Source organism: Pseudomonas sp. ES3-33, from assembly GCF_000952175.1.
Lineage (GTDB): Bacteria > Pseudomonadota > Gammaproteobacteria > Pseudomonadales > Pseudomonadaceae > Aquipseudomonas > Aquipseudomonas gregormendelii.
On record NZ_JZRI01000066.1, the window covers coordinates 91,897 to 115,878 of the forward strand.

The 23,982-nt window shown below is 62.5% G+C and carries 21 protein-coding genes; 16 read left to right on the top strand and 5 right to left on the bottom strand.

The window, feature by feature from the left end:
• Positions 1 to 6: 6 nt before the first annotated feature.
• A complete protein-coding gene (locus UB23_RS12250) occupies positions 7 to 1,467 on the bottom strand; it encodes an L-lactate permease (protein WP_045059567.1) in 1,461 nt (486 codons plus the stop codon).
• Positions 1,468 to 1,596: 129 nt separating this feature from the next.
• Between UB23_RS12250 and UB23_RS12255 the strand changes: the two genes are divergently transcribed.
• Together UB23_RS12255 and UB23_RS12260 are read left to right on the top strand one after the other, a co-directional pair.
• Positions 1,597 to 2,085 (top strand): Lrp/AsnC family transcriptional regulator, encoded by a 489-nt coding sequence (locus UB23_RS12255; protein ID WP_045059568.1) that lies wholly within the window; start codon positions 1,597 to 1,599, stop codon positions 2,083 to 2,085.
• A 128-nt stretch (positions 2,086 to 2,213) separates the two neighbouring features.
• Positions 2,214 to 3,149 carry a LysR family transcriptional regulator gene (locus UB23_RS12260; protein WP_045059569.1) on the top strand — a complete coding sequence of 312 codons (936 nt, stop codon included), beginning with the start codon at positions 2,214 to 2,216 and terminating at the stop codon, positions 3,147 to 3,149.
• Here UB23_RS12260 and UB23_RS12265 read toward each other — a convergent pair.
• Positions 3,134 to 3,580, bottom strand: a complete 447-nt coding sequence (locus tag UB23_RS12265) for a GlcG/HbpS family heme-binding protein (protein WP_045059570.1) — start codon at positions 3,578 to 3,580, stop codon at positions 3,134 to 3,136. The genes UB23_RS12260 and UB23_RS12265 overlap by 16 nt on opposite strands.
• A gap of 11 nt (positions 3,581 to 3,591) precedes the next feature.
• Positions 3,592 to 4,941 carry a metal-dependent hydrolase family protein gene (locus UB23_RS12270; protein ID WP_045059571.1) on the bottom strand — a complete coding sequence of 450 codons (1,350 nt, stop codon included), beginning with the start codon at positions 4,939 to 4,941 and terminating at the stop codon, positions 3,592 to 3,594.
• Positions 4,942 to 5,207: 266 nt separating this feature from the next.
• Here UB23_RS12270 and UB23_RS12275 point away from each other — a divergent pair, with 266 nt between their 5' ends.
• On the top strand, positions 5,208 to 5,579 hold the full coding sequence (locus UB23_RS12275; RefSeq protein ID WP_442963625.1) for a nuclear transport factor 2 family protein: 372 nt from the start codon (positions 5,208 to 5,210) through the stop codon (positions 5,577 to 5,579).
• 128 nt (positions 5,580 to 5,707) lie between these two features.
• On the opposite strand, the gene UB23_RS12280 is transcribed toward UB23_RS12275, so the two are convergent.
• Both UB23_RS12280 and UB23_RS12285 read right to left on the bottom strand, forming a co-directional pair.
• Positions 5,708 to 6,865: an alpha/beta hydrolase family protein gene (locus tag UB23_RS12280; protein ID WP_045059573.1), complete on the bottom strand. Its 1,158-nt coding sequence runs from the start codon at positions 6,863 to 6,865 to the stop codon at positions 5,708 to 5,710.
• A gap of 59 nt (positions 6,866 to 6,924) precedes the next feature.
• Entirely contained in the window at positions 6,925 to 7,887 is a 963-nt protein-coding gene (locus UB23_RS12285) for a LysR family transcriptional regulator (RefSeq protein ID WP_045059574.1), read from the bottom strand.
• Positions 7,888 to 8,163: 276 nt separating this feature from the next.
• Here UB23_RS12285 and UB23_RS12290 point away from each other — a divergent pair, with 276 nt between their 5' ends.
• From UB23_RS12290 to UB23_RS12350, 13 genes are all read left to right on the top strand, one after another.
• A complete protein-coding gene (locus UB23_RS12290; RefSeq protein WP_045059575.1) occupies positions 8,164 to 9,105 on the top strand; it encodes a VOC family protein in 942 nt (313 codons plus the stop codon).
• A gap of 15 nt (positions 9,106 to 9,120) precedes the next feature.
• Positions 9,121 to 9,474 carry a Rieske (2Fe-2S) protein gene (locus tag UB23_RS12295; RefSeq protein ID WP_045059576.1) on the top strand — a complete coding sequence of 118 codons (354 nt, stop codon included), beginning with the start codon at positions 9,121 to 9,123 and terminating at the stop codon, positions 9,472 to 9,474.
• Between the two features lie 144 nt (positions 9,475 to 9,618).
• A complete protein-coding gene (locus tag UB23_RS12300; RefSeq protein WP_045059577.1) occupies positions 9,619 to 10,743 on the top strand; it encodes an FAD-dependent oxidoreductase in 1,125 nt (374 codons plus the stop codon).
• Between the two features lie 57 nt (positions 10,744 to 10,800).
• A complete protein-coding gene (locus tag UB23_RS12305; RefSeq protein ID WP_045059578.1) occupies positions 10,801 to 12,498 on the top strand; it encodes a DUF1302 domain-containing protein in 1,698 nt (565 codons plus the stop codon).
• 12 nt (positions 12,499 to 12,510) lie between these two features.
• Positions 12,511 to 13,899, top strand: coding sequence for a DUF1329 domain-containing protein (locus tag UB23_RS12310; protein ID WP_045059579.1), 1,389 nt, complete (start codon positions 12,511 to 12,513; stop codon positions 13,897 to 13,899).
• Positions 13,900 to 13,960: 61 nt separating this feature from the next.
• Positions 13,961 to 15,052 carry a WD40/YVTN/BNR-like repeat-containing protein gene (locus UB23_RS12315; protein WP_045059580.1) on the top strand — a complete coding sequence of 364 codons (1,092 nt, stop codon included), beginning with the start codon at positions 13,961 to 13,963 and terminating at the stop codon, positions 15,050 to 15,052.
• Positions 15,053 to 15,056: 4 nt separating this feature from the next.
• Complete coding sequence (locus UB23_RS12320; RefSeq protein WP_045059581.1) at positions 15,057 to 17,519, top strand: efflux RND transporter permease subunit; 2,463 nt, start codon at positions 15,057 to 15,059, stop codon at positions 17,517 to 17,519.
• Entirely contained in the window at positions 17,509 to 18,768 is a 1,260-nt protein-coding gene (locus UB23_RS12325; RefSeq protein ID WP_045059582.1) for an MFS transporter, read from the top strand. Before UB23_RS12320 ends, UB23_RS12325 begins: the two co-directional genes overlap by 11 nt.
• A gap of 13 nt (positions 18,769 to 18,781) precedes the next feature.
• On the top strand, positions 18,782 to 19,363 hold the full coding sequence (locus tag UB23_RS12330) for a cupin domain-containing protein (protein WP_045059583.1): 582 nt from the start codon (positions 18,782 to 18,784) through the stop codon (positions 19,361 to 19,363).
• Positions 19,360 to 20,343: a fumarylacetoacetate hydrolase family protein gene (locus UB23_RS12335; RefSeq protein ID WP_045059584.1), complete on the top strand. Its 984-nt coding sequence runs from the start codon at positions 19,360 to 19,362 to the stop codon at positions 20,341 to 20,343. Before UB23_RS12330 ends, UB23_RS12335 begins: the two co-directional genes overlap by 4 nt.
• 10 nt (positions 20,344 to 20,353) lie before the next feature.
• Positions 20,354 to 21,343 carry an NAD-dependent epimerase/dehydratase family protein gene (locus UB23_RS12340; protein ID WP_045059585.1) on the top strand — a complete coding sequence of 330 codons (990 nt, stop codon included), beginning with the start codon at positions 20,354 to 20,356 and terminating at the stop codon, positions 21,341 to 21,343.
• Complete coding sequence (locus tag UB23_RS12345) at positions 21,333 to 22,115, top strand: cyclase family protein (RefSeq protein ID WP_045059586.1); 783 nt, start codon at positions 21,333 to 21,335, stop codon at positions 22,113 to 22,115. Before UB23_RS12340 ends, UB23_RS12345 begins: the two co-directional genes overlap by 11 nt.
• A gap of 46 nt (positions 22,116 to 22,161) precedes the next feature.
• Positions 22,162 to 23,811 carry an arylsulfatase gene (locus UB23_RS12350; RefSeq protein WP_045059587.1) on the top strand — a complete coding sequence of 550 codons (1,650 nt, stop codon included), beginning with the start codon at positions 22,162 to 22,164 and terminating at the stop codon, positions 23,809 to 23,811.
• Positions 23,812 to 23,982: the final 171 nt, after the last annotated feature.

Below are 23,982 nucleotides of genomic sequence, written 5' to 3' on the forward strand. Positions count from 1 at the left end.
TCGCTGTTACCCAAGCCACTCCACCAACAGCATCGCGCTCAAAGCCACCAACGCCGTGTTCAGGCAAACCAGCCCGAAGCCAAACCTCACCAGTGCGCTTTCCTCGCTGGCCTGGGTCTTCGCCAGCCCCAGGATCAGCATGACGATCGACAGCGAACCCAGTGCGGCATGTCCTGCCGCGCTGTTCTGAACGGCGGCCAGCAACAGGCGGGAGGTTTCCGGCAACATCGCGATGGCCGGCATGAAGATCGCGTTACCGCCTACGTTCGATCCGGTCATGTAGCCGGACAGCCCGCCGAGCAGGGCCACCAGCGAAGTCGCAGCGGTGGGCGACAACCCTGCCAGCAGTTGCATCAAGCCCGCCAGAAAGCCCGCTTTTACCATCATCTGCGACATGGCCAGGAAGAAGAAAATCGTCAGCAAGGGCCGTTTCGCCCGAGCCGACAATGCCGTCAGCAAGCCAACGTGCGGCCCCGTCTGGCGTGGCGTGTTGCGCGTGTAGAAGCCCAGGCCGATCAGCACCAGGATCAGCGCCACGCCCGGTGAAGCCAAGGGTTTCCACGTCACCTGGGCGCCCTGGACGATCCAGAGATCCTGCCAGCCGGTGATGCTCCACAGCGTTTTCAAGCCGACGATAAAGACGATCAGCAGCACATAAGGCCAGGCCTGGCGCGGCCATTGCACCGTGCTGCGAGTGGTTGCACTGCGCCGCAGCCGCCACCGGCCGGCAGCCAGTACGGCGCTGGCGGTTAACAGGCCGGCGGCAACGCCGGCTACTTCCGGGCCCAACCAGCGGCTGGCTGCGTAGAGCACGGCCACGAAGAGCAGCCAGAAGACGCCCAGCGCCTGCCATTCCCGCAGCTCGCGCACGCCTGCCAGGTACAACGCCATGGCACTCAGGGCAAGAAACACCGGGGCGCTGGTGAGGGCCGAAGTCGCAGCCAGGGCCGGCGCGTCCAGATGTGCCAGCGAGGCGCCGATCACCGAGGCCAGGCCCAGGGTGCCCCACGGCATGATCGCCATGCCGGCCAAGGCGATGCGCAGTGCGACCTGGCGTTCGAACAGGCTCAGCAGCAGTGGCACGGTGGCGATCAGCGACACGCCAAAACCGGTCATTGCTTCCAGTAATGGCGCCAGGCCGAGGACAATGAACACCAGTTGATCGCCGCGACGCAGCCTCAGGGATTGCACCCATTGGCTGAGCGCCACATTGACGCCCAGGCGCTCGATGCAAATCACGAACGCCAGCCCCGGCACGATCACGAACGCGGTGCTGGCAAACAGTACGGCGGTGTCTTGCGCAGCGGCCAGCAGGCTGCCCAGGTGCCACGCGTCGGCAGCACCGGCCAGCCACAACACCACTACCAGTAACGTGCCGGCAAGGGCGGCGTGCACCGGCGGGCGGCGCAGCACCACCAGCATTGCAGTGACCAGCAGGACGGGGGAAAGATGAAACAATGCGAGCATGCCGAATATCCTGTGTGAGTGGCCGGTCAGGCTGCGAAGGCAGGCTGCACGCAAGATAATATTTCTCGTGGCTAGATAAAGGGTCGCGGTTTTCTGCTAGTTTTCGGGAAATTTTCTCGCGGGGCTCGCATGGCTAACAAGGACGCTGCATTTGAATCACTGGATAAATTTGACCGTGCGATCCTGGACCTCGTCCAGCGCGACAACACCACGCCGCTGCGGCTGATGGCCGAACAGGTCAACCTGTCCACGGCCGCGGTGCAGCGCCGCATAAAGCGCATGGAAGAGAAGGGCGTAATCACCGGCAACGTGGCCATCGTTGACCCCACGGCCGTCGGCCGGCCGATCACCATCATTGTCGAAGTGATGGCCGAGCGCACCAGCATTGAAGCGTTGGAGGCCATGAAGGCGCACTTTGCCGTGCCCGAAGTGCAGCAGTGCTACTACGTCACCGGCGAGGTCGATTTTGTGCTGGTTCTGACCGTCGCCAGCATGCAGGAATATCAGGCCCTGGCGCGGCGGTTGTTTGCCGAAAACGCCAATGTGACCTGGTTCAAGACCATCGTGGCACTGGACCGGGTAAAGGTCGGGCTTGAAGTGCCGAGCCTGGCGGGGTAACGGCGCAGTCGCACCCTGGCAGGCAATGTAGTGTTTTTCCTGATAGCTCGTAACGGAGCTTGCGATTGGTCCTCGGCTCAACGTCTGTTTAGGGTTGCTGCAGCAATTCTCAGCCTTAGTGGAACTGTATGCGTTATCGACGTCTCGACCTGAACCTTCTGGTGGCCCTGGACGCCTTGCTCAGCGAATGCAGCGTGAGCCGTGCGGCGGAGCGCTTGTGCCTGGGCCAGTCTGCGGCAAGTTCAGCGCTGGGGCGCCTGCGCGAACACTTCAACGACCCGTTGCTGGTGCAGGTTGGGCGGCGGCTGGAGCCGACAGCGCTGGGCCTGGAGCTGCTGCCGAAAGTGCGTGAGGCCCTGGCGCTGACACGGGACATCGTCGATTCGCCGGTCGGGTTTGACCCGGCCACCTGTACCCGCCAATTCACCTTGGTGGCCTCGGATTATGTGGTGGGAGTACTCCTGCCTGCCGTAAGTCTTGAGTTGGCACGAGTCGCTCCCGGGGTGCGATTGAGCCTGCGCGACCTGCCTGCACCGCGCGACGGTGACGTGGTCAGCGAGGCGCTGGATTACCGTCGCAGTGATGCCGTGATAGTGCCGCAGCGCCGCTTGAATCCGGCGTATCCCCACGTGCCGCTGCTCAACGATGAGTTGTGCTGCATCGTCTGCGCGGGGCAGGCGCAGTTTGCCGATGGCCTGAGCCTGGCCAGCTACTGTGCGGCGGAACATGTGGTGCGCGAATTCTCCGACGGGCGAAACCTGGCGATGGATGCCGTGCACCTGCAGGAGCTTGGCGTGCAACGGCGAGTCGCGGTGGCCGTGGAAAGCTTTGCGCTGATTCCGGAGTTTGTGATGGGTACCGCTCGTATCGCTACGGTGTTTCGCCGTCAGGCCCAGGGTTTTGCCCGGCGTTACCCGCTGCGCATCCACCCCGCACCGCTGGCGTTTCCCGCCTCGACCCAGGTGCTGCAGTGGCACCCTTACCAGGAACATGATCCGGCGATGCGCTGGTTGCGCCGACTGCTGGTAGAGCAGGCGGCGATGCTCGATCAGCCTGGAGGTTGATCGCCGGTGTCCGCTATCAAGCCGACCTGATCGATGGCCTGCACTGCACAGCGTTCGTCGTTGTCCGAGGTATCGCCACTGATGCCGATGGCGCCGATGAGTTGCCCCTGGGCATTACGAATCAGTACACCGCCTGCCACGGGAATCACTTCGCCGCCGGTCAAACTGTTGATCGCATCAAAAAATGCCGGCATCGCTTGCGCACGCCTCGCCAGTTCACGTCCGCCGAAACCCATGCCCAGGCAGCCCCGAGCCTTGCCAGTGGCGATTTGCGGGCGCAGGAAACTGGCGTGTTCATCGCGCAGTACGGCCAGTGGATGACCAGCGGTGTCCAGTACGGCTGCGGCCATGGGCTTGAAGCCCGCTTGACGGGCGAGGCGAATGGCACGGCTCGCCAGGTCTGTGGCGGTGAGCAGATCGAGTTGTTGCATGGCAGCAGTCCTCATAAGGCCCACTTGTCCAACTGGGCTACGCGGTCGCGAGTGTACAGATCGGTCCATTTCAAAGAGTTGAAGTCGCTGACCTGCTTGGGGTTGTAGGGGCTGCGCTCCATGCTTACCGGCTGGCCGCCCTTGTACACGGCTTTCAGGCGAGAGCGATCCTGCAGCAGACGGATGTCCTGTAATGGCGAGCCGTCGAGCAGCAGGAAGTCGGCCTGTTTCCCTACTTCCAGAGTGCCCAGGGTCTCGCCCCGTGGCATGCAGCGCGCGCCGACGTTGGTGGCTGCATGCAGGGCTTCGGCCGGGGTGAATCCCAGCCGCGTCACCAGCAATTCCAACTCGCGGGCGTGCCACTCGCCGTATGGCGTCACCGCAAAGCCGCTGTCACTGCCGCAGGCGAACGGGATGCCGGCCGCTTTCGCGCGTTTGAGCACGGCCGAGCCGATCTCCAGGGTTCGAGCACAGTAACCGGCGTAACCGGTGGTGATGGCCGGGTCGTGGGGCTGGCAGAAATCCACGGTGTTCTGCGGAAACGTCATGGTGGGGGCCAGGATGCTGCCGGCTTCGAGCAAGGCTTCGATGCACGCGTCGTCCATGTAGAACGCGTGGAAGACCAGATCGACGCCGGCGCGCGCGGCGTACATCACCGCCTCGCGACCGTAGGCATGGGTGGCGACCTTGCAGCCCAGGCGATGGGCCTCGGCCACCATTTCGTAAGTTTCTTCGGCGGTGAACGCCGCGATGATTTCACCGTTGGGGCGGCGATGGGTGCCGTCCATGGCAATTTTGATCAGGTCGACGCCATCCTTGGCTTGTTTGCGGATTTCCGCCAAGGCATCGCTGCGGCTGGTCACCAGGCATGCGGTGAAAAATTCCGGGGCACCCATGCGGCTCGGGAACCAGTCGTTGAGGCTCTGCCGATTGGTGATGACCCGGCTGCTGGCGGCAATTCGCGGCCCTTCGAACAACCCGGCGCCGATGGCGTTGCGCACGGCGATGCTGAGCTGGCCACTGTCGCCGGGGCACACCATGCTGGTGACGCCGGCCGCTAGCACATGCTGGGCGAAGAACATGCCGCGCAGGGCGCGGAACTCGTCGCTGGTCCAGATATCGATGTCTTCTTCGCTCTGCGCATTGCCGAATGCCAGATGGGTGTGCACATCCACCAGGCCTGGCATGACAAAGTTGTCACCGGCATCCACCACGGTGTCGCCGGGTCGAGGTGCAGGCGCGGACAAGGTCGGGCCGACGTAACTCAGCAGACCGTTTTCTACCACCAGGGTTTGTTGCTGACGGGTGTCGAGGCCGGTGCCGTCGAACAGTGTCTGGCATTTCAGGTGCAGGCTAGGCATGGGGTTTTTCGCTTGGCTGATTGTTATGCGAAAAGAGGCTAGGGGCGCGGGCAGGTTCAACACCAACAGATTGCATCGATGGCGACGTATTGACCGGGTCAATAGGTCTGCAAGCCTTGGTTTACTGGGCTTGTGGACGATGGATGGTGTCGGAGGGAGAGTATCGCGAGTCACGATGGCAGGCATCTTCATCGACGATTTTTACTGCGCAGGTGCGGCGTTTATGGTGCGCGCTTGTCAATTCACCGAGAGTCAGGAAGATGCCTGTGAAAACCCAACTGCTGCAATTGGAAACCGAACGCCGCCGGGCGCTGGTCGAAGAGGATTATGCGCGAGTCGCCGAGCTGTTCGCCGATGACCTGGTGTACGTACACACCACCGGCCTGGTGCAAGGCAAGGCCGACTACCTGGACTACGCCCGGAGCGCGGTGCAATACCTGGCCATCGAACGCGGCGAATTGCAGATTCGCTTTTATGGCGAGCGCCTGGCGGTCATGACCGGCCCACAGTGCAACACCTTGCAGAAGCGCGGCGGTGACCAGCTGATTCGAGGTGAAGGGTTTGCCACACAGGTGTGGGCCTTGGGGGAGAATGGATGGCAGATCAGCTCGTTCCACGCTACTCGCCTATTCAGTTGAGGCTTTTTGCAGGAGCGAGCTTGCTCGCGAAGAACCCATAGGCAGCGCGTTTTCCCAGGTTTCCCGCGTTGTCTTTGACGTTTATCGCGAGCAAGCTCGCTGCTACACGTCCGGGGCGTTAAAATCTGTCAGCCAACGTGCCCACCCAAGTTTTCAGCCACCCAGTCTGCAATGTACTGCCCGGCGTTAATGCTGTTATCAAAGCTTGAATGCTGCACCCCACCTTCGCGCTCAGTGAATATTTTCAGCTCGCGCTTGGGGCTGTTGACCAGTTGCTCGTAGGTGCGATGTGCCCACTTCAAAGGAATCTGTGAATCCTTTTCCCCGTGGGTCACCAGGAACGGCACTTTGATCCGGTCAAGCACGCCGTCCAGGTGGACGTTCTCGGCGATGCTCATGAACTCGTCGACATCGTTCGCGCCCCACACCCAGCACACGTGCGACCAGTAATGCGGTACCGGGAAGCTGCCTTCTTTTTCCAGGCGACGTTTTTGCACATCTCGCCAGTCGTGGTTCGCGCCCCATACCACGCCGCAGGCGAAGCGCGGTTCGAAGGCCACGGCGCGTGGGCAGTAGTAACCGCCCAACGAGACACCTTCCATGCCGATGCGCCGGGCATCTACATCACTGCGGGTTTCCAGCCAGTCGACGACGCGGCTGGCCCAGTGCTCGCTGTCGTAACGGGCAATCAGGTTGTGCAGGCGCAAGGCTTCACCGGTGCCCGGTTGGTCGATGATCAGCGAAGACACTCCGCGTTTGGCCAGCCAGGCGGGGAGGCCGACGCGGTATTTCATTTCCTTGGTCGAATCCAGCCCGTTGACCTGCACCAGGATCGGCGCCGGCCCGCTCACGCCTTCGGCGCGTACCAGCAAGCCGGAAATATGTGCGCCCTCGTAGGGGATTTCCACTCGCTCGCAGTTCTCCCGGGACAGTTCGATGCCGCGTTTGAACGTCTGCAGGAACCGCTGGTACAGCTCGGTACGACCCGCTGCACCATGGGCCTGCAGGCGCTCGCAGGTCAGGTAGTAGGTGGCGGCACGGTTGTATTTTTCGCCTGCAGACAACAGCCGGCCCGACGTTTCGTCTTCCTCGGCCAGCCCGCAGAGTTTGTCGGCCATTCTCGCCCAGGTCTCGCGGAAGGCCTTGGTACCGGCGGCGTCGGGCTGGCGGGCGGCCTCCTGCAGCGGCGCGCACATCTCTTCGATTTCGCCCATGCGGGCGCCCATCTCGATGGCCAGGTTGACAGAAAGATTCCACACGTAGTTGGTTGGGAAATAGCGGAACATGGTTTTTGTTGTCCTTGTGGTTGCCTTGGCGTTCCCACGGCACGTTAAGGACGACCCGACTATTTGGCCAATCGTGACGCGGGATGGGAGGTATCGCGAGCGGCGATAGGATGCTCCTCAAGGTGCTGGATGAATTCGCTGATGCGATCGCGCAGCCAGCGATGCATGGGGTCGCCGTCGACGCTGCGGTGCCACAGCATCACTTCACGCATCACCGGTATCTTCACCGGCGGCTGCAGGATCCGCAGCGGCAGATGCAGGGCGTACAGCCGCGCCAGCCGCTGGTGCATGGTCGCGATGCGCTGGGTGCCGACGACCAGCTGCGGCAGGGTGTTGAAGTCGTTGGTAATCACTTCCAGCCGGCGATTGAAGCCGTACTGGTTCATGAACCATTCCTCGATACTCATGTGCCGGGTGCGCCCGAAACCGACGGAGACGTGGCCCATTTCCATGTACTGCTCAAGCGTCAGGCTGTCCCCCACTTGCGTATTGCCCTGCCACACCACGCACACGTGTTCTTCCTCGAACAGCAGCTTGGAAGGGTGGCTGTCGAGGGTGTAGCGCTCCGGCACGATCATCAGGTCGACCTCGCCGCGAACCAGCAACTCGCCGGAGTTATCGCTGGGGCCGAGCATCTCGAAAGTGATGTTGGGCGCTTCCTGGTGGATTTTCTGAATCACCTGGGCGAACAGCACGCTGATCAGGTAGTCCGAGGTCACCAGCCGAAAGTGGCGCTTGCTGGTCGCGGGGTCGAACACCGGTTTGGCGGTGATGGACGACTGGATGGTCAGCAGCACTTCACGCACCGGCTTGGCCAGTTCCAGCGCGTAATTGGTGGGCTGCATCTTGCGGCCCACCTGCACCAGCAATTCGTCTTCGAAGTAACTGCGCAGGCGTCCCAATACGCCGCTGGTGGCGGACTGTGTCATGTGCAGGCGTTCGGCGGCGCGGGTGATGTTCTGCTCTTCGAGCAATACATCGAGCGCCACCAGCAGGTTCAGGTCCAGGTGATTGAAGCGCATCGGGCACGTCCATTGTTGTATTTATTTTCGCGATACATTCGGACGAATACAGTGCCGCGTCAAGCCTGCCTCAAGTCGATCTGCCGTTGCATCAGGTATCGCGTTTGCCGATAGGTCGCATCCCGACATGCGATTAGTCAGCTGCCCAGGGTCCAGTCAATCTTCGCCGCAGTCGGGCCTTGAGCCGACACCACCACCGGGTTCGTTGCCACGCTGATCCTGACGCTGAGCGTTCAGCTGCCGTTCCCGGATCATAATTTCAATGGAGTGGTTGCCATGAACATCATTGGCCTTGATGCCCTGATTTTTGGCGTCGATGACATCCAAGCCTGTACCGATTGCCTGCGTGACTACGGCCTTGAGCCGGTTGCCGTGAGCAGTGAGGGCGGGCGGTTTGAAGCACTGGACGGCACTGCCGTGATCATTCGCCGAGCCGACGACCCCGGGCTGCCGGCGGCCATCGGCCCGGCGCCGTCAATTCGCGAAACCGTATACGGTGTCGCCAGCAGCGCTGACCTCGACGCGATCGAAGACGAACTGGCCCGGGATCGCCAGGTCAGCCGCAGCCCCGATGGCGTGCTGCACAGTGTCGATGACATGGGCTTTGCCATCGCCTTCCAAGTCACGGTGCGCAGGGCGTATACCGCCCCGGACGACCTGACCAATGCCGCCGGCCACGCGCCGCAGCGACCTCTCAACCAGCCGGGGATCACCCTCGACATGAGCGCGGCGCCGCGCACGTTGTCCCATGTGGTGTATTTCGTTCCGGACGCGGCCAAGGCCGAGGCGTTCTACGCCGAGCGCCTGGGTTTCAAGACCACCGACACCTTCATCGGTGCCGGGCCGTTCATGCGCCCGGCCGGTTCTGATGATCATCATTGCCTGTTCATGATCCAGACCCCGCCGCACATGAAAGGTTGCGAACACTTCACCTTCCACATGGGCAGCGGCACCGAAGTGCTGTTGGCCGGCACCCGCTTCGAGCAAAAAGGCTGGACCAGTTTCTGGGGCCCGGGCCGGCACCTGTTTGGCTCCAACTGGTTCTGGTACTTCAACAGCCCGCTGGGTTGCCACATCGAATACGACGCCGACATGGACAAGCACGATGACGCCTGGGAGGCGCGCCGCGCGCCGCTGTCGGCGGATAACTCGCAGTTGTTCCTGTTCAACTCGAAAGAGAAATGGGCGCCCGGTGGCCCGCCACCCAAGCTCGGTTGAAGGCGGGTTTGAGCGATGAACCCGCGCGCGATTGGGTTATGCCGCGCGGATGAACTGGAGGAAGGGCAGGCGCGCGGGTTTGATCCATGGCAGTGCGGCAAGGACAGCGTGTTCGCCGTGCGGCATCAGGGACAGCTGCGGGTTTATCGCAACAGTTGTCCGCATCTGGACGTGCGCATGGAGTACCGCAAAGACCGCTTTCTCAGTGCCGACGGCCAGTTGATCGTGTGTTACGCCCACGGCGCGCAGTTTCTTCCGCAGACCGGCGAATGCGTCTACGGCCCGTGCCTGGGCCAGAAACTGGAGGCACTAGCGTGCAGTGTGGAGGAGGGCTGGCTGGTGTTGAAAACACCAGGCTGCACAGCGTAGCGGGGACAGATCGAGGTATCGCGTACGGCGATACATCGCATCCTTACTCGCGATTAGTCAAATCCCTGGTTTGCCGGGAAGCTGGACCCAACGACGCAGTGCCCGACGCTGCATCGAATCACAAGAATAAGAAGTGAGAATGCCATGAGTGCAGTGAACAACGTTCTGATCGTGGGCGGTGGTATAGGCGGTTTGTGTACGGCCATCGCGCTGCGCCGCAAAGGGATTGCCGTGGATTTGATCGAACTCAAATCCGAGTGGACGGTGTACGGCGTCGGGATTATCCAGCAGAGCAACGTGGTCCGCGAGATGGCCAAGTTGGGGGTGCTGGACGGCTACCTCGATGCGGCTTTTGCTTTCGAAGATGTGGCCATCTACGGCCCGGCCGGCCAGCAGCTGGCGCGCATTCCGGGCCAGCGCCTGGCGGGGCCGCAATACCCGGCCAACGTTGGTATCTCGCGCCTGGCGCTGCACAAGGTGCTCAGTGAAACCGCCCTTGAGCTTGGCGCCAAGGTGCGCCTGGGGCTCAGCGTGGAGTCCCTGGAGGATCAGGGTGACCATGTAGAGGTGCTGTTTACCGACGACAGTCGCGGGGTTTATGACCTGGTAGTCGGCGCCGACGGCCTGTTCTCCAAGGTGCGCCAGCTGGTGTTTGGCGACACCTACACGCCGCGTTTTACCGGTCAGGCGGTGTGGCGCTACAACTTTCCGCGCGACCCGCAGATCGATCACCTGGCCAACTACCAGAGTGCCGCCGGCAATGCCGGGCTGGTGCCGCTGGCGGGCAACCTGATGTACATGTTCCTGACCTCTCACGAGCCGTCCAATCCATGGATGGCGCCCGCCACCATGGCCGAGCAGATGCGTGAGCGCCTCAAGGGTTTCACCGGGCTGATCGGCGAGCTGCGCGAGCAGATCACCGACAGCAGCCAGGTGGTCTACAAACCCATGGAAGTGGTCTTCGTCAACGAGCCCTGGTATCGCGGTCGAGTGCTGCTGATCGGTGACGCTGCCCACGCCACCACGCCGCACCTGGGCCAGGGCGCGGGCATGGCGATCGAAGACGCCATCGTGCTCAGTGAAGAGCTGACCACCGATGCAGGCGTCGAGCAGCAGCTGCAGCGCTTCATGCAACGCCGGTTCGAGCGCTGCAAGTACATCAGCGAAAGCTCGGTGCTGGCCGGCGACAAAGAGATGCAGCACGACCGCGAGTTCGATCGCATCGGCCTGGTCAAGCAGATGCTCTCGCGAACGGCCGAGCCGATCTGATTCCATCCAGCCGTTCTTCCACAGCAGTTACCACTATAAAAACAAGAGGTTAACGCGATGGTTAGTTCCAAGACTGCGGCGCTCGCGCGCCGCCAGGTCAGCTCGTCTGCACCCTTTGGTTTCAGTTTGGCCGCGGCCCTGGTGCTGTGCAGCCAGGCGGCGCATGCCTTTCAGGTCGACACCGGCAATCCCGATTTCAAATTACGCTGGGATAATACGGTCAAGTACAGCGCAGCATGGCGCACCCAGAACCCCAGCAGCAAGCTGACCCAAGGCCAGGTTGCGCTCAATCAGGACGATGGCGACCGGGCGTTCAACAAGGGCCTGATCTCCAACCGGACCGACATTCTTTCCGAGCTGGACCTGTCCTTCCAGAGTTTCGGCGCACGGTTGAGTGGCGCGGCGTGGTACGACACCGAGTACCAGCACGACAATGACAACGATGACCCGGCGCGTGCCAACCAGCGCTCGGTAGCGTACGACGAGTTCACCGATGACACCCGGCACCTGCATGGCGGCGACGGCGAATTGCTCGATGCGTTTGTGTACTGGAACGGCGAAGTCGCCGAGCGCGCCACCTCCGTGCGGGCCGGTCGTCACGGGCTGATCTGGGGTGAGAGCCTGTTCTTCGGCGCCAACGGTATTGCCGGCGGTATGGCCCCGGTGGACGTGGTGAAAGCGCAGTCGGTGCCCAACACGCAGTTCAAGGAAATCACTCGCCCGGTCAACCAGCTGTCGGGGACTTTCCAGCTGACCGACGACGTGTCGCTCGGCGCCTTCTACCAGCTCGAATGGGAGCAGACGCGCCTGCCCGGAGCCGGCAGCTACTTCTCCACCAGTGACACCATTGGCGAAGGCAATGAACGCCTGATCGTCGGCGCGCCGTTCCCCGCATTCCTGGGTGGGAATCCCAGCAGTCCGGCGGCGTTTTTCCACGGCAATGACAAGGAAGCGCGCAGTTCGGGGCAGGGCGGCCTGCAGTTGAAATACAGCGCCGAAACCGTTGAATACGGCCTGTACGCGATCCAGTACCACGACAAGACGCCCAAGCTGTATCTCAAGCCATCCACCGGCGCACCGAATTTCGCCACCGGGCAAATCGGTGAGTACTACTGGGTCTACCCCGAAGACATTCGCGCCCTGGGGGCGAGTTTCTCCACCACCATGGATGAATACAGCTTCGCCGGTGAAGCGTCGATGCGCTGGAACATGCCGCTGGTGTCCAACGGGCAAACCGTGCTGCCGGGTGTGGTGGCTGACAACGATGACGACGCGCTGTACGCCGTTGGACGCACTGCCCACGTCAACCTCAACGTGCTGGCTTCGTTCGGGCCGAACTTCCTGGCGCGGGAGTCGGGGTTTGTCGGCGAAATCGCCTGGAATCGCCTGCTCAATGTCACGAAAAACCGCGCCGCCCTGGACCCGAATGCCACGGATGACGGGCTTGGATTCAAGATGGTCTACACCCCGACCTATCGCCAACTGTTCTCCGGCATCGATATCAGCATTCCGCTGGGCGTCAGCTACTTCCCCCTGGGCAAGTCGGCGGTGGTCAGCTCGTTTGGCCCGGACAACGGCGGCGACATCAACATCGGCATCACCGCCACTTACCTGGATCGCGTCACTGCGGGTCTGACCTACACGCATTACTACGGCGCCGAGGACACCAACCTCAATGCGCTCAGCCAGTTCAATTACAAGCAATCGCTGAAGGATCGGGATTACCTGGCCTTTTCCGTCAAGACCACGTTTTAAGAGGACTTGCGCATGACCTCCAACAAAAACAATCCGGCATTCAAGCTCAAGGCCCTGTGTTTCGCGCTGCTTGGCAGCCTGGCTATCTGCAGCCAGTGGGCCGTGGCCGCCACGGCCGATGAAGCGGCCAAATTGGGCACGACCCTGACGCCCATGGGTGCAGAACGGGCCGGCAACGCCGATGGCACCATTCCGGCCTGGGACGGCGGTTACACCAAGGTCGATCCTTCGTACAAACCCGGTGGTAAACGCAGCGATCCCTTTGCCGCGGACAAACCGGTGTTCAGCATCACCTCCAAGAACCTTGCGCAATACGCCGGCAAGCTCACCGACGGCACCAAGGAAATGTTCAAGCGTTTCCCCGACACCTATCGCGTCGACGTCTACCCGACTCGCCGGTCGGCAGCAGCCCCGCAGTGGGTGTATGACAACACGCTGAAAAATGCGACCCGCGCCAAGCTGGTACAGAGCAGCGCCGGGCCGGTGCCTGAAGGCGCTTTTGGCGGCATCCCGTTCCCTGTGCCACACAACGGCGCAGAGGCCATGTGGAACCACTTGCTCAACTGGCGCGGCACCTCGTTGTCGATGCATTTTCGTCACTACCTGATGACCGCCGACGGCAAGCAGGTGATGACCACCGACGGCCAGGCGATCCAGGAGATGCCGTACTACTACCAGGACGGTTCGCCTGAAACTTTCGCCGGCGACTATTGGCTGTTTCGCCTGCTCAACGTCGGGCCACCGTTGCGTGCCGGCGAGCAAATCATGGGGCGCACCAACATCAACGGCGACAAGTCCCAGGCCCACGTCTACCTGACGGGCCAGCGTCGGGTGCGCAAGCTGCCCAATGCCTGCTGCGATACGCCGACACCGGCGACTGCAGGGGTCATGTCGTTCGACGAACTGAGCGTGTTCCAGGGCCGCATGGACCGTTTTGACTGGAAGCTGGTGGGCAAGCAGGAGATGTACATCCCCTACAACACCAACAAGGTACAAACCGCAGCCAAACCCGAAGACCTGTTTCTTGCTCACCACATGAACCCCGACTTCGTGCGCTGGGAACTGCACCGGGTGTGGGTGGTTGAAGCCGATCTGGCACCGGGCAAGCGTCACCAGTTGCCCAAGGGCCGCTATTACCTCGATGAAGACACCTGGCAAGCGATGCTGGGCGATCGCTGGGACGCCAATGGCCAACTGGCCAAGACGCTTTGGTCGCTGCCCGCCGTGCTCCCGGATTTGCCGGCGCAGGCGCAACTGTCCTCGGGTTTCTACGACCTGACCTCCGGCGCCTGGTTCATCCAGAACGTCTACACCGGTCTGCCGCAACAGTACGGCTTGGTGGATCGGTACAAGGCTTCGGAGTTTTCGCCAGCGGCAATGGCGGGTGCCGGGGTTCGCTGAGTCAGACCGGATCACGGTGGGGTCAACCGTGATCCGGTTCACAGGTTTTTCGAGGTCAGTGATGAATAGAATCGGGTTGATGTGCCTTCTGGCGCTGCCGTGTCTGTGTCCGTTGGGCCAGGTGCAGGCCGCTACGGTGGGCGACACCTTGAGCACCCCGGCGATGCGTTCGCCCCAGGCACAGCACGCCGTGCTGCTGGACCTGGCCCGGGCGGGCGAGCGCCTGGTGGCGGTCGGCGAGCGGGGCATCGTGCTGCTTTCCGACGATAACGGCGGCAGCTGGCGTCAGGCCGAAGTACCGGTCTCGGTGAGCCTCACGGCGGTGCAGTTCGCCGATGCCAGTAACGGCTGGGCGGTAGGGCATGCCGGTGTGGTGCTGGTTTCCCATGACGGTGGCGAGCACTGGGCGGTGCAACTGGACGGGCGCCGTGCCGCGCAACTTGAGGTGCAAGCGGCCCGCGACGACCTGCCCGGTGCAACCGACCAGGACGCCGCTGCTGCAAGAGTGCAAACGGCAGAACGCCTGGTGAGTGACGGGCCGGACAAACCGTTCCTGGCCCTCAATGTCGTCGATCAACAGCACGTCGTGATCGTCGGCGCCTATGGCCTGGCCTTTGCGACTCGTGACGGTGGGCGCAGCTGGCAGTCGCTGGTCGGCCACATCGACAATCCGATGGGCGCGCACCTCTACGCCATTGCACGCCAGGGCGAGCGCTGGCTGATCGCCGGGGAGCAGGGTTACCTGGCTCGCTCGGACGATGGCGGCAACACCTTCGCCGCCCTGGACAGCCCGTACCCCGGGAGTTTTTTCGCCCTGCAAATCAGCCAGGACGGCACTGCGCTGGCGGCCGGGCTCAAGGGTAACGCGTTCATCTCGACCGACTTCGGCGACAGCTTCCAACCTGCGCCCGCGCCAATGCCGGTTTCTTTCAGCGATGCGATTCGCACCGCCGATGGCCAGTTGCTGCTGGTGAATCAGGGCGGCGCGCTGTTTCGCACCGGTGCCCGGCCAGGTGCGCCGCTGGTGCCTTATGGCAAGCCACTGGGCAAACCGGTCGCCAGCGTGGTCCAGGCTGCCGACGGCAGCCTGGTGCTGGCAGGTTTCACCGGTTTGACTCGCGTATCGCCACCATCTGCCATTGCTTCGGAGTGAGGTTATGAAGTCTTTCGACAACGCCACGGCAAGCCTGGCGAATTTCGATCCGCGCTCCGGCTCGATGGTGGAACGCGCCTTGTTCAACCATCGGTTGTGGGTGCTGCTGGTGTGTGTGGTCACCACGCTGGTCTTGGGTTATCAGGCCACGCGTATCGAGTTGAACGCCAGCTTCGAAAAAATGATCCCGACCGAGCAGCCGTACATTGCCAATTACCTTGAGCACCAGAAACAGCTCAGTGGCCTGGGCAATGCGCTGCGCATCGTCGTGGCCAACCGTCAGGGCGATATCTACAACGCCGAGTACCTCAAGACCCTGCAGGCCTTGAGCGACAAGCTCTACCTGCTGCCAGGTGTCGACCGTGCGTACATGAAGTCCTTATGGACGCCGGCCACTCGCTGGGTGGCGGTCACTGAGGACGGCCTGGATGGCGGGCCAGTGATTCCTGATGACTACAGTGGCACGCAAGCCAACCTTGAAGCACTGCGACGCAACGTGCAGCGCTCCAATGAACTGGGGCAACTGGTGGCCCTGGACCAGACCTCCAGCATCATTTACGTGCCCTTGTTGGCCAACACCAGCGACGGTCAGGCGCTCAATTACTCGACCCTGTCCGAGCAGCTGGAGTCGCTGCGCAGCACTTACCAAAGCGATAGCATCGACATCCATATCACCGGTTTCGCGAAAAAAGTCGGCGACCTGATTGCCGGCCTGAAGCAGATTTTGCTGTTCTTTGCCGTCGCCATCCTCATCACCACCGCCGTACTGTTCTGGTACACCCGCTGCCTGCGCAGCACCTTGCTGGTGGTGTTGTGCTCCCTGGTGGCGGTGGTCTGGCAGCTAGGCTTGCTGCCGCTGTTGAATTACCAGCTGGACCCGTACTCGGTGCTGGTGCCGTTTCTGGTGTTCGCCATCGGCATGAGCCATGGCGCGCAGAAAATGAACGGGATCATGCAGGACATCGGCCGCGGCATGCACCGGGTGGTGGCGGCGCGGTTCACCTTTCGACGCCTGTTCCTGGCAGGGCTGACCGCGCTGCTGTGCGATGCGGTGGGGTTTGCGGTGCTGATGCTGATCAAGATCCAGGTCATCCAGGACCTGGCGGTGATCGCCAGTATTGGCGTGGCCGTGCTGATCTTCACCAACCTGATCCTGCTACCGGTGTTGCTGTCGTATGTCGGCGTCACGCCCCGGGCGGCGCAGCTGAGCCTCAAAAGTGAACAAGCCGAACAGGCTGGCCAGCGTCGCCATGCCTTCTGGCGCTTTCTCGACCTGTTCACCCGGCGCCGCTGGGCGACCCTGTGCATCGCCATTAGCCTGGCCCTGGCAGCAGTGGGTTTTCTGGTCAGCCTGCAGCTGAAGATTGGCGACCTTGATGCAGGTGCGCCGGAGCTGCGGGCCGACTCGCGGTACAACCAGGACGACGCCTTTCTCACCCGGCACTACGGCGCCAGCAGTGATCTGTTTGCAGTCATGGTGAAAACGCCCGCCGGCCAATGTGCGCGCTACGACATCCTCGCCAAGGTCGATGCCCTGGACTGGCAATTGCGCGCGTTGCCAGGGGTGGATTCGACCAACTCGCTGGCCTTGCTCAACCGCCGCATGCTGGTGGGCCTGAGTGAAGGCAGCCCGAAGTGGTATGAGCTGCAGAACAACCAGGCGATGCTCAACATGATCACCGCCAGCGCGCCCCGTGGCCTGTACAACGAAGACTGCAGCCTGCTGACCCTGTATGCCTACCTCACGGACCACAAGGCGGAGACGCTCACGCGCCTGGTTGAGCATGTGGAGGCATTTGCCGCCGCCAATAACACCGATGAGGTGCAGTTCCTGCTGGCCGCAGGTAACGCCGGCATCGAGGCCGCCACCAATATCGTGGTCAAGCAGGCCAATCGCGAAATGCTGTTCTGGGTGTACGGCGCGGTGATCGTGTTGTGCCTGATTACCTTCCGCTCCTGGCGTGCGACGGTGTGCGCGGTGATCCCGTTGATGGTGACCTCGATTCTCTGCGAGGCGTTGATGGTCTGGCTGAACATCGGCGTCAAGGTCGCCACGTTGCCTGTGATCGCCTTGGGTGTCGGCATTGGCGTGGACTACGCGTTGTATGTGATGAGCATTCTGCTGGGTCACCTGCGCCAGGGCGCGAGCTTGTCCGAAGCCTATTACCGGGCACTGGTTTCCACCGGCAAGGTGGTGATGCTGACCGGTATCACCCTGGCCATTGGCGTGGCCACCTGGATTTTTTCCCCGATCAAGTTCCAGGCCGACATGGGCGTGCTGCTGGCCTTCATGTTCGTCTGGAACATGGTGGGGGCCCTGGTGTTGTTGCCGGCGCTGGCGTACTTCCTGTTGCCCGCGCGCAGCGCTGCAGCCAATGCCGGCGTGCCGGTGAGTACGAGCGCCGCAAAACTTCCAGTGGCTGACGTTAATCACCTGCGCGCCGAGGAGCCTTGCCATGGTCGCTGAACATTCTGTCTCCAACACCCCTCGGCACGCCGGCTTGCCGCAATCCTCGCTCCTGCTGCTGGGCAGCTGCCTGCCCGTATTGGGGGCGGTGTTGCTGGCCCCGGTGCTGCCGCGGATGCAGGCGCACTTTGCCGATGTGGCGGGCAGCGCTGTCATGGTGCCGATCGTGCTGACGTTGCCGGCGCTGGTGATCGCCCTGTTGGCACCGTTTGCCGGCCTGCTCGCTGACCGCCTTGGGCGCAAGCCACTGCTGTTGGTGAGTATGGCGCTGTACGTGATATGCGGGGTGCTGCCGCTGTGGCTCGAGTCGTTGCCCGCCATTGTGGCCAGTCGCGCCGGTATCGGCCTGGCCGAAGCGGGCATCATGACCTGCTGCACCACGCTGATGGGCGACTACTACAGCGGGGCCAGGCGCGAGCGCCTGTTTGCCTTGCAGATGGTCGCCACGTCGCTGTCCGCTGCGGTGTTTATCGCCCTGGGTGGCTTCCTCGGGCAGAACGACTGGCGTACCCCATTCGCGCTGTATGCCGTGGGCTTGATCTTTCTGCCGTTGATGGCGTGGAAACTCTGGGAGCCCCAAGCTCAAGCCCAACCCCTGGCGCGCACCGAGCAAGCCCAGGCGAGCATCGTCCCGGGCAAGTTCCCATGGCGTGCCCTCACGCCCATGTATGCCCTGGCGCTGCTGGCCGGTCTCAGCCTGTTTATCGTACCGGTACAGGCCGGGTATCTGCTCAACCTGCTGCACGTCGACGCCCCGCAGCAAATCGGCATGACCATGGGCGCCAATCAGCTGGGCGTACTGGTCGGTGCGCTGAGCTTTCGTTTATTCAGCGGCGTGCGCAGCCAGCATTTGCTGCTGATTGCCTATGTGCTGGCGGGTGTCGGCGGCTTGCTGATGGCGAACGCCGGCAGCCATGCGCAGGTGGTGGTGGCGGTGCTGGTCAATGGCCTGGGAATCGGCCTGATGCTGCCCACCCTCATCACCTGGATCATGGCCCAGGTCGGGTTTGATCAACGTGGCCGCGCGGCCGGCTGTTTTACCGCGGCAATTTTCGCCGGTGAATTCATCAGCCCGTTGGCGGTGCTGGGCATTACCACTGGCGACAGCTCAGCGTTACCCCAGGCATTGGCCATCGTCGGTTGGCTGCAGATTCTGATCGCGCTGTTTTGCCTGGCGGTGCCCAGGTTGGGTGGCCTGTTGGCCAGCGCCAACGCGGACGTGCGCAACACCATTGGCAACGGCCATTGAACGAGGATTTTCCATGCAAGCGCTTCCCCACTTCAAACGCGTGGTCACCGGCCACGCAGCAGACGGCCAGGCCATCGTGGTCAGCAACGGGCCTACGCCCAGTGTCTTTCCGCTGCTGGCCGTGCCCGGCACGGTGTTTCATGAACTGTGGAACAGCAGCGCCAGCCCGGCGTTGCTGGATAACGCCGACGACCCCACGAGCAAGCCGCTGCAACTGAGTCCCGACCCGCACGGCAGCGTGATCCGCGTGGTAGACATCCCGCCGGACAGCGTGCAGAACCAGGTCAGCGATGAAAACGCGGCGGCAGTGTTTGCCGAAATCGGTGAGTCCCACGCAGGCACTGGCCAGGCCAATGCCCGGCACAAACTGATGCACCGCACCGAAACCCTCGACTACGGCATCGTGACCGAGGGGGAGGTGTGGCTGGTGCTGGACGAGGAAGAAGTGCACCTCAAGCGCGGCGATGCCGTGGTGCAACGAGGCACCAACCACGCCTGGAGCAACCGTACCAACGCCATGGCTCGCATGGTCTTCATTCTTCTTGACGGGCGCTTCGCTGCAGAACTGCGCAACGGCCCGGAGGCTTCTGCATGAGACTCGCCACCCTGAAAAACGGCAGCCGCGACGGGCAACTGGTTGTGGTCTCGCAGGATCACCAATGGGCACTGGACGCCAGCTGCGTCGCGCACACCTTGCAGCAGGCCATCGAGAACTGGGACAGCGTCGAACCCCGCCTGCAGGCGCTGGCCCGTCAGCTTGAGCAAGGTGAACGCAGTACCGCGGTCGCCTTCGACCCCGCCCAGGCCATGGCGCCGCTGCCCCGCGCCTACCAGTGGTGCGACGGCTCGGCGTTCCTGAGCCACGGCGAGCTGATGCAGAAGGCGTTCAACCTCGAGCCCATCGACGGCGCCGACCGCACGCCCCTGATGTACCAGGGGGCCGGTGACGATTTCATTGGCGGGCGCGACGATATTCCGTTGCCGAGCGAGAGCCAGGGTATCGACTTCGAAGGCGAGTTTGTGGTGCTGGTGGACGATGTGCCGATGGGGTGCGGGGCGGGTCAGGCGCTTACGCATGTAAAGCTGATTCTGCAGATCAACGATGTCAGCCTGCGGGCCCTGGCCCCACGGGAAATGCGCACTGGTTTCGGCTTTCTGCAGGCCAAGCCGTCCTCCAGCTTCGCGCCACTGGCCATTACCCCGGACGAGCTGGGTGAGGCCTGGTGCGAGGGTCGCGTACAGCTGCCGCTGCACGTGCTGTGGAACGGCCAGTGGTTTGGCCACCCCCACGGCGGACAGATGAACTTCAACTTCGGCGAGTTGATCGCCCATGCCGCACTCACTCGACGGCTGCGCGCCGGCACGCTGATCGGCTCGGGGACGGTATCCAATGCCGAGCGCAGTGCCGGTTCGGCCTGCATTGCCGAGCGTCGCGCGATCGAGATGATCGAGCACGGCGCTGCGCGAACCGGCTTCATGCGCTTTGGTGACCGCGTGCGCATGGACGTCCTGGGAAGTGAAGGTCAGTCGTTGTTCGGTGCGATCGACCAGCGCGTCATTGAAGCCCAGGGTTGAGGAGCGCCATATGCGTGTGTTGATTACCGGAGCCAATGGCTTCGTCGGCCGCGAGCTGGTGCGTTGCCTGCTGGCGCGGGGCAGTCTGCGGGGGCGGGTCATCCGTTCCCTGTTGGTGCTGGATACCGATCTGCAGGGCTTGCCGGATGATTCGCGGCTGCGCCGTCATGTCGGCAGTATCACGCAAGCGGCGTTGATCCGCCGTGTGCTGGCCGACGGCATCGATGTGGTGTTTCACCTGGCGAGCATTCCGGGTGGGGCGGCGGAAGATCAGTACGAGTTGGGCTATCAGGTCAACCTGCTGGCGAGTCTGGAGTTGCTCAACCAGCTGCGCAACAAGGCCGTGCCGCCGGTGCTGGTGTATGCCAGCAGTGTCGCGGTGTACGGCGGCCATTTGCCGGCAAAGATGAACGAGCAGGCCGAGTTGCGCCCGCAATTGTCCTACGGCACGCATAAGGCGATGGTCGAGCGTGTGGTCAGCGACCTCGGCCGGCGTGGCGAAGTGGACGGTCGGGTGCTGCGCCTGCCCGGAATCGTGGCGCGCCCGCGGGAGCCCAACGGTTTGCGCTCGGCGTTCATGAGCGATCTGCTGCGCGCATTTGCCGACGGTGCAGCCTACGAGTGTCCGGTATCGCCCGAGGCGACGGCCTGGTGGATGTCGGCCCGTTGTTGCGTGAACAACCTGATCCACGCGGCCGAAATCGATGGCCCGTTGCTGAGTCAGCGGGTGTGGCAGTTACCGGTGTTGCACCTGTCCATCGCCCAGGTGGTTGACGCCCTGGCGGCCAGTTATGGGCAAGAACGCCGCGAACTTGTTTCCTACGCCGCCGACGCCCGGCTGGAAGCTTTATTCGGGCGCCTGCCGCCGCTGAAAACCCCGCTCGCCCGTGCTGCCGGTTTCAACCATGACGGCAACGCAGCAGCGCTCATTCGCAATTCCCTCAATCCAGCGCCTCCCAGGCACTTACCGCTCACCGGAGAGACCCTTCATGAAGCCTGAACGTCGCCTCGTCGACCTGTCGGTCACCCTCGACAACAATCCCTACACCGATCCGCCTCCGCTATTGCCCAGGATCGACTACATGGACCATCAACAGGGTTGGCCGGAAATGGCTGCCATGTTCCCCGGATTGCAACTGGAGCAGATGCCCGGCAACGAATCCTGGGCGGCAGAGCGCCTGCAAATCACCACGCACAGCGGCACGCACATGGATGCGCCCTGGCATTACGCATCCACCACCGATGGCGGCCAACCGGCATTTGGCATCGACGAATTACCCCTGGACTGGTGCCTGCAACCGGGTGTGAAGCTGGACTTTCGGCACATGGCCGATGGGCATGTGGTGACGGCCGACGAGGTCGCCGCCGAACTGGCGCGCATTGAGCACTTGCTGCAGCCGCTGGATATCGTGCTGGTCAATACCCGCGCCGGTGCACTGTTCGGCCAGCCGGGTTACCTGGATGCCGGCATCGGCATGGGGCGCGAGGCCACCTTGTATTTGCTGGAGCGCGGAGTGCGGGTGGTCGGCACCGATGCCTGGAGCTGGGATGCGCCGTTCAAATACACTCGCGAGCGCTTCGCAGCCGACGGCGACGCGGCCATCATCTGGGAAGGGCACAAGGCCGGGCGAGACATCGGTTACGGGCAAATGGAAAAACTCGCCAACCTGGAAACCCTGCCGAACAAGGGTTTTGTGGTGTCTTGCTTCCCCTACAAGATCCGGCACGCCTCGGCAGGATTCGTGCGGGCGGTGGCGATTTTCGAAGAGTAAGCCGCGGTATCAATCAACGTTGGTCAAACACGATAAGAGAGGATTTATGGGTCTTTTGCGGATGCCGCCGGCGGCACTTTTTTGCGCGCTGTCACTGGGTAGCGGCCTGGCCATGGCGGCCACGGGTGAGGCAAGGCAACCCAATATCCTGCTGATTCTGGCCGACGACCTGGGTTATTCCGACCTGGGCAGTTATGGCGGCGATATCCAGACCCCGACGCTGGATCAGTTGGCCAGTCAAGGCCTGCAGTTCACCAGCATGTACGCCGCGCCGACCTGTTCGATCACGCGCTCCATGCTCATGTCGGGCACCGATAACCACCTGGCCGGGCTCGGTACCATGGCCGAAGCCCTGCAACCGTTCCAACGGGGCAAGCCAGGCTACGAGGGCTACCTGAACCAGCGGGCGTATTCGGTTGCCGAATTGCTCAAGACCGGCGGCTACAACACGCTGATGGTCGGCAAATGGCACCTGGGTCTGGAAGCGGATCAGGGCCCGGACCAGCGCGGCTTCGAGCAATCTTTCACCTTGTTGGAGGGCGGCGCGACGCACTTCAAGCCTGCGACGACCAACCCAGGCAAAATCGAGCAGGTGCATTACCGTGAAAATGGCCAGCCAGTGGAGCTGCCGGCGAACTTCTATTCCACGGACTTCTACACCGACAAGCTGATCAGCTACCTGCAAAACAGCCAGAAGGACGGCAAGCCGTTTTTCGCCTACGCCGCCTACACCGCGCCACACTGGCCGTTGCAAGCGCCTAAAGAGTACCTGGACAAATACCGCGGACGTTTTGACCAAGGCTACGACAGTGTCCGCCTGTCGCGTCTGGAGCGTATGAAAAAACTCGGTGTGCTCGCCAGTGAGGTCCAGCCAGCACAGCCGCTACCGGTCAACCCGAAGCTGCCGGGGTGGGACCAGTTGACCCCGGAACAACAGAAGGTCGAAGCGCGCAAGATGGAAATCTACGCCGCCATGGTCGATAACCTCGATCACAACATTGGTCGCCTGGTGCAATACCTGCGTCAAAGCGGCCAGTACGACAACACCCTGATCGTGTTCATGTCCGACAACGGCGCGGCAGCGGAGAATCACGCGCAGTTTTATCCGCCTGGAGCGCACACCGATAACAGCTTCGCCAACCTGGGGCAGCCGGGCTCGCAGATTGACTACGGCCTGCGTTGGGCTGAAGTCAGTGCCGCTCCGTTTCACCTGTTCAAAGGCACCACCGCCGAAGGAGGCATCAGTGTTCCGGCAATTGTCCAGTTGCCCAAGGGCCTGGCCCGCCAGGGAATCGAGCGCGGTGTGGCGCGGGTGGACGACCTGGCGCCGACCTTCCTGGCGCTGGCGGGCATCGCGCTGCCGGAGCAGGCAGAGGCGAGCAGGCATCCGATCACTGGCAAGTCACTGGTGCCCATGCTCGCGGGCAAGGGCAGCCCTCACCTCAACGATAACCTGGCAGGCGAACTGTTCGGCAATGCTTACTACCGCGAAGGCAACTTGAAGTTATTGGGTATGCGGCCCCAGGCAGGTTTCGGCGACAACCGGCTACCACCGCAATGGCAACTGTTCGATGTGGCTAAGGATCGCGGCGAAACCACGGACCTGGCGGCCAGCCAACCCGAGACGGTGCAGCGTCTGAAGGCGGCCTGGTTGCAGTATGCCGAGCGCGTGGGAGTCGTATTCGCACCGCGATAGTGGCGAAAGATTCGTCGCTGGGTTGAAGCGCTGGAGTACTTCCAGGACCGGGAAAGGTCGAACTTGAGCGCAAAGCGAATAAATCGGTTGAAAAAAACTCCTAAACGCCTTAAACGGGATGCTCGCCGGCACGTTGTTCGCAATCCGTAGGTGGGTATCGCCAGGTTTCTG